General features: G+C 43.6%; 7 protein-coding genes. 1 reads left to right on the top strand and 6 read right to left on the bottom strand.

Going from position 1 to position 5,560, the window contains the following annotated elements:
- Positions 1–92: 92 nt before the first annotated feature.
- From V7K73_RS24815 to V7K73_RS24795, 5 genes are all read right to left on the bottom strand, one after another.
- Positions 93–1,082 carry a 2-dehydropantoate 2-reductase gene (locus tag V7K73_RS24815; RefSeq protein WP_334883971.1) on the bottom strand — a complete coding sequence of 330 codons (990 nt, stop codon included), beginning with the start codon at positions 1,080–1,082 and terminating at the stop codon, positions 93–95.
- Positions 1,083–1,105: 23 nt separating this feature from the next.
- Positions 1,106–1,981: an inositol monophosphatase family protein gene (locus V7K73_RS24810; protein ID WP_334883969.1), complete on the bottom strand. Its 876-nt coding sequence runs from the start codon at positions 1,979–1,981 to the stop codon at positions 1,106–1,108.
- A gap of 259 nt (positions 1,982–2,240) precedes the next feature.
- On the bottom strand, positions 2,241–2,669 hold the full coding sequence (locus tag V7K73_RS24805) for a nuclear transport factor 2 family protein (protein WP_334883967.1): 429 nt from the start codon (positions 2,667–2,669) through the stop codon (positions 2,241–2,243).
- A gap of 403 nt (positions 2,670–3,072) precedes the next feature.
- The gene (locus V7K73_RS24800; protein ID WP_334883965.1) at positions 3,073–3,234 is read right to left on the bottom strand and encodes a hypothetical protein; all 162 of its coding nucleotides are present in this window, start codon (positions 3,232–3,234) and stop codon (positions 3,073–3,075) included.
- A 205-nt stretch (positions 3,235–3,439) separates the two neighbouring features.
- Entirely contained in the window at positions 3,440–4,627 is a 1,188-nt protein-coding gene (locus V7K73_RS24795) for an IS110 family transposase (protein ID WP_334883963.1), read from the bottom strand.
- A gap of 181 nt (positions 4,628–4,808) precedes the next feature.
- Here V7K73_RS24795 and V7K73_RS24790 point away from each other — a divergent pair, with 181 nt between their 5' ends.
- On the top strand, positions 4,809–4,988 hold the full coding sequence (locus V7K73_RS24790; RefSeq protein WP_334883961.1) for a hypothetical protein: 180 nt from the start codon (positions 4,809–4,811) through the stop codon (positions 4,986–4,988).
- On the opposite strand, the gene V7K73_RS24785 is transcribed toward V7K73_RS24790, so the two are convergent.
- Complete coding sequence (locus V7K73_RS24785; protein ID WP_334883960.1) at positions 4,985–5,365, bottom strand: hypothetical protein; 381 nt, start codon at positions 5,363–5,365, stop codon at positions 4,985–4,987. The genes V7K73_RS24790 and V7K73_RS24785 overlap by 4 nt on opposite strands.
- Between the last annotated feature and the right edge of the window lie 195 nt (positions 5,366–5,560).

Raw genomic sequence — 5,560 nt, 5'->3', positions numbered from 1 at the left:
ATCTTTATCCGGATGCGCTAAAGCGCAACTACGAGCCAAATACAGAGATTTTACTTTTCGTTACATAGTTTGGTTTTATCTTGCCTACCTACTTAATTAAATAGACTTCTTTGTTTAGTCGCCTCCAGCAACTTAACACTGGCATAAATAGCATCAATATAAGGTGTGGGAATTTGAGTAAGTTTTCCCAATTCTGCCACCGCGCCAACAATAGCATCTATCTCCGTAGCGCGTCCAGCTTCCATATCTTGTAGCATCGAGGTTTTATGGGCACCAACATTTTCTGCCCCATTAATTCGTTGTTCTAAAGTAATGCCAAACTTTATACCCAAATTTTGAGCGATCGCTTGAGTTTCAGTCATCATTTGCCGCGCTAGTTCACGGGTGAGGGGATAGCGACAAATATCCTCTAGAGTAGCACCAGTTAAGGCACTGATGGGATTAAACGCCACATTTCCCCACAATTTGATCCAAATTTCCGTGCGAATTTGATTGCGGATTGGTGCTTTGAATCCCGCCTGTTTTAAACTCTGTGCTAATAATTGAATGCGTTCTGTTTTAGTGCCGTCGATTTCACCAAGAGTAAAGCGATCGCCTTCAATATGCTTAATTACACCTGGTTCAATTATCTCAGTTGCCGGGTAAACAACACAACCGATGGCGCGTTCTGCACCGATATTAGCTTCAATCATCCCATCTCGGTCAACAGATTGAATCTGCGTACCTTCATACTCACCGCCATACTTGCGAAAGTACCACCAAGGAACGCCGTTTTGGGCTGTTACCACCATTGTATGAGGATTGTAGAGTGCAGGGAGAAGAGGTGCGATCGCAGGCACACTGTGAGCCTTAACAGTTAAAATTACTACATCTTGTGGCCCCGCTACCTGAATATCGCTAGTTGCCAGAAATGGAGTAGCAATTTGGCTAGAACCGTCTGCCATAAGCAACTTCAGCCCATTTTTTTTAATTGCCTCCAAATGAGAACCACGAGCGATTAGCGTCACCTCTTCACCTGCTAGTGCCAATTTCGCCCCTAAATATCCACCAATCGCCCCCGCGCCAACAATACAGATTTTCATTTTTTAAAATTACTCAATACTTCTTACTCAGCACTCCTAAAGCTTTGCATCGCTTTCAGTAAGTCTTGATGAACAGATTTTGAGGCAGCTATTATCAATCCAGGCAGACTATAGTTTTCACAAGTATGCAGTGGTGGTAAAGTCGAACCATCCACAGTAGTTACAATCCAGCCAGCCTCTTTTGCAATAAAAGCGAGTCCAGCACTATCAAGAAATTTACCCGATTTGATCACTGCTCCACTCAAGTCACCACTGAGAATACCATTGAGATTAGGAATTTCAATATCACTAGAGTAATCAGTTGCTATATCGATGACTTTATATCGATCTTTTAGTAAATGTGCGATCGCATTCATTCCCCATCCCAACAAAATAGCAGGTTTGGCGGATGTTATGTGTAACGGCGCACAGGCTTCTAAACTCATCTCCAGCGTCCCTTTAAAAGCACCTTCACCTCGGAGAGCGTAAAAATAAGTGTTTTGGGCAGGAGAAATAGCGATTACAGCTTCAAAGTCATCTGAATTTAGAATACTGAGAATAATTTGGTAATTAGAATGTCCATCAATGTAAAACTTCGTGCCATCGATTGGGTCGAGTGTGACTAAATAATCACCTTCGGAACCGAGGTCAGTAGCGCGAAAATACTTAGTGTTATTAGAACTTTCATATTCTTCGCCATAAAAGCGAATCTCTGGGAAAGTTCCCAGTAATACTACTTCTACCAGATTTTGAATAGCCACATCCGCATCAGTAAGTGCAGCACTAAAAAAGTTGCTTCCTTGTTCTTTGGCGGGAAGTGCAGCAATTTTTGGTTGCAGAAAACGGGCATAGGCTGCTGCTACTTTCAGATGGGGGAGTAAAGTCTCCAAAATCAGTCGAGTAGTAGGTGTTGTGGACATTGCAGCAAACTCCTTTCAGAAATAATCTACCGTTGGCAGGGCGATAGAATTCTATATCTAGACAAAAGTACGGTATCATTTTGATGTAATGATACCACCGTTGCTATATTAGTCTAATCTGTGTGTCTGGTTAAGCTGCACAATCCTTAAAAATCCCCCTTTAGTCAATGCCACTTGCTCCACTTAAGAAACCCCTAAAAGCTGGATTAGGAGAGACTTTGAAACAAAGGAAAACTGCTAAACTCCAGTTATGTAGCGTTCAGGATGTCCGCTCCCATCGAAACTTCCGTTCAAACTCTTGAATTTGTAGGTCATTGATGCTAGCTTCACGCCTTTGCATTAATCCATTATCTGCAAACTCCCACTGTTCATTACCATAGGAACGATACCAGTAACCTTGTTCATCGTGCCATTCATACTCAAAGCAAACAGAAATTCGATTTTGTGTAAAGCTCCACAGTTGCTTTTTCAAACGGTAGTCTAATTCTTTTGCCCACTTTCGTTTTAAGAAAGCCTTGATTTGTTCTCGTCCGCTAAAAAATTCGGCGCGATTACGCCACTGAGAATCTTCCGTGTAAGCCAAGACAACTCGTTTGGGATCGCGGCTATTCCAAGCATCTTCTGCGGCTTGCACTTTGACTTTAGCAGTCTCTAACGTAAAGGGTGGTAGGGGTGGTTTAGTTTCCACAGGGTTTGTTGTTGGTAATTGAAAGACTTTGGCTGTTGTTAATTTCGGGTTTGCGATCGCCTAAAAAACCCTAACCCTTCAGCAATTCTGGCAAGTAATGCAGCAACTTATAGGACTTACGCTTTCAAGGCAGTGAAAGCCTTGATTTACCGTAGGGGCAATTCATGAACTGCCCCTACATTTATACGTATAATAAACGGTGAATAATGTGAAGAATATGTAAAGATGTGTCTTTACGCAAAAACATTTAAATAAATTCGGTAGTATGTTGGTAGTATATAGTTAATACAAAGTTATTGAAATGTTCTCTATTTTCACTCTAGCAAAACTGTATAGTACGAAAATTCCCCGATGCTAAATCAAGGAATTTCCTGCACCCTAAGAATGACCTACAAAATCACTCTCATGGATGCTTCAACTTTAACCTCTTGCACTTAGGGCAATTTGTAATTAGCGATGAAGCTTCACCGAAACTAATTTCAGCACCACAAAGGGCTATTACGTAAGCTTCTCCATTCCAGCCACCACGAACATAATGTGTCGTTGGTTTGTTTTTCAGTGTCATTCATCAAAATTCCCTTTTTGTCACTTCATAACGGATTGTCCGTTAAAATCTTGCTTTTGTGGATAGTGATTAAAAGCGCTACCAAAAGTTAAGCTTGCGATTACGGCAATCAAAGTAAAAATGCCTACGCCTAAATCAAATAAATTTTTAGATTGATTTTCGTCAATAGTAAAACGTAGCTTTTTCGTGCGGTATTCCCTTTTTCTCACTTCAAGTCTTTAACTAGTTCTCTAAACAGTAGCCTTGCTCCTTTGGCTGCAACGCGATTCCTAACCAGCTTCACTGGACGACCGGCTGCTTTTTCACTGTCTAATTGTTCACCCAAGATTTTACCAATATCATTTTTGAGGCGCGATCGCTTCGGCTCGATCCTCGTAAACACCCACTGCCATAAAGACTTACGACATAAGTCTGACCCGCCCACTACTTTAGCTTTACGGCTATCGCCAGAAGCTTCAAGGGATGGAGCAGCACCCAAAGCTTTCTGAAATCTTCTCAGTGAAAGGTGACGTTTGGTAGGCTTTTTAGAGTTTCGTCCTTGGCGTATCCTCACCTCTGGTTTACCATCTGCACCCAGGAATCCCTCAATGGGGTAAATCTGAGAGATAATCACCGACGAAAGACGATCGCCAAACCCAAACCTTCTGAAAACTGTGCGGTAATGGTCAAACCGAGAATCAGCCAGCAACTCTCGTAACTCTGCCTCGATGACGTGTTCCTCTCTTTGAAGACTGCAAATGCGTTTCGCATGTTGGCGAACTGTGTCAGAAATTCCTAGTCCCACAGTTTTTTCGTAAAGGCGGTCATAGCGGTTGCTTTTTCTTTCATTTGCAAGCCACCCCCACAATAAAGGAGGTTCACCCGATTCACCCCGCCGGGACTTTACAAGTGCAACTTCTGGGAACTGCCACGCTAAATCTTGACGCGCCCGATTCATGATCGGAGACTGCACCCGGTTAAGGTGGGCGAGTCTCAATACTAATTCCCGAATTTTGACAATGTGTTGAGAGCGAATTTGGACAAATCGACGCGGGTCTTGGTGGTAGTCGAAGTAGTAACAGGCAAGAGCCAGAGCATCGGCATCATCATCTTTATCTGGGAGTGCCAAATGATTTGCTCGATAATTCCTCAATTCTTTATGACCTACTAACCGCACCTCAACGCCAGCACGGGCTAAATGAGTACCCCAAAGCTTGCTGTAATTATTACCAGTCGGCTCTAACAGTGCAATGTCCGCATTAAGCGCGAGTAAATCTCGAATTCCTTTTGCATCAGCGCTGAACTTAAAAAATGGACATTCATAATAAAATTGACGTGGGTCTTCTGGTTTATCCGTGAGCAGGCAAGCTGAAACCGAGGACTTGCTAACATCAAGTCCCAAAATTTTAATCATTCAGTTCCTCCTGGGTGGTTTTGTTTTATGTCCCTGATGCCATGCCTACGAATCACCCGAAGGCCGTTGAGCCTAGTTCACTCTCAAGGCAAAACCAGAAGCGGTAACTTCTGGTGACATAGGTTCGGGAACAGCACACTTATAGCAGCCGAGCTTATGAAAATAGGAAAGCCATAAAAGCTTGTTTCAGGCTAAAAGCCCTAAGCTGCTGTGTGTATGTGCTGCACGTCTGGGTTGGACTCCAGTCCGCGACGTGAGTTTACCTCACGTTTCGGCTACGGGGTCAAGTAGCCCGCGCACAGAAAGCGCGATCGCAACATCAATTGCAATTCATCAGGCGGTTAATCGTCTTGAGGGTTAAAAGCCGTGTTTCTCAGGATCAAAAGGGATGTTATCCGGGTCAGCCTCCTCAACGAATTCGGCGGCAACGGACTGTGACTCAGGTTTAGCGGCGTTTAGTAACCTATCGAATTGAGGCATTGAAGGCGCTTCTGGTTTGATGCCTTGCGCTCTTAAAAATTCTGCTGTGGCGTCCCACTCACTACGAAGCTTGTTCGTCCTCTCCTGAAGTTCGCGGTTCTCAGATCGTAATTTCCGATTTTGGTTGTAGACTTCTTCGGACTTAGGCCCAATTGCTGTTATCGCTTGTTGTCTCAAATCATCAACTACGTCCTTTACTGTGTCGCCCTCTTCTAGTTCAACCGTAAAGCCAACTCGCTCGTTGCTGTAATCGCCCATGGAGATTAAGAAATGGGCATGGACTAATTTGATTTTCATAGCGTTGACAATGTGTGCTATTTTTTACTTGTTTACGTTTGAAGTGTTTGGAATAGATTTTGCGATCGCTTTGAAATTTTAGTCCCATTCCTCCTGCGTGCCTTGCTGCAATATCTGCTGCAATCGCCGCTTACCCTCCTCCCAGCGACGGCCACC

Source organism: Nostoc sp. (genome assembly GCF_036916975.1).
Classification (GTDB): Bacteria; Cyanobacteriota; Cyanobacteriia; order Cyanobacteriales; family Nostocaceae; genus Nostoc.
This window is presented reverse-complemented; position numbering and strand designations above follow the sequence as displayed.

Excerpts from the sequence above, each read along its gene's own strand:
- V7K73_RS24815 (WP_334883971.1), bottom strand. The coding sequence starts at position 1,082 with ATGAAAATCTGTATTGTTGGCGCGGGGGCGATTGGTGGATATTTAGGG.
- V7K73_RS24810 (WP_334883969.1), bottom strand. The coding sequence starts at position 1,981 with ATGTCCACAACACCTACTACTCGACTGATTTTGGAGACTTTACTCCCC.
- V7K73_RS24800 (WP_334883965.1), bottom strand. The coding sequence starts at position 3,234 with ATGACACTGAAAAACAAACCAACGACACATTATGTTCGTGGTGGCTGG.
- V7K73_RS24795 (WP_334883963.1), bottom strand. The coding sequence starts at position 4,627 with ATGATTAAAATTTTGGGACTTGATGTTAGCAAGTCCTCGGTTTCAGCT.
- V7K73_RS24785 (WP_334883960.1), bottom strand. The coding sequence starts at position 5,365 with ATGGGCGATTACAGCAACGAGCGAGTTGGCTTTACGGTTGAACTAGAA.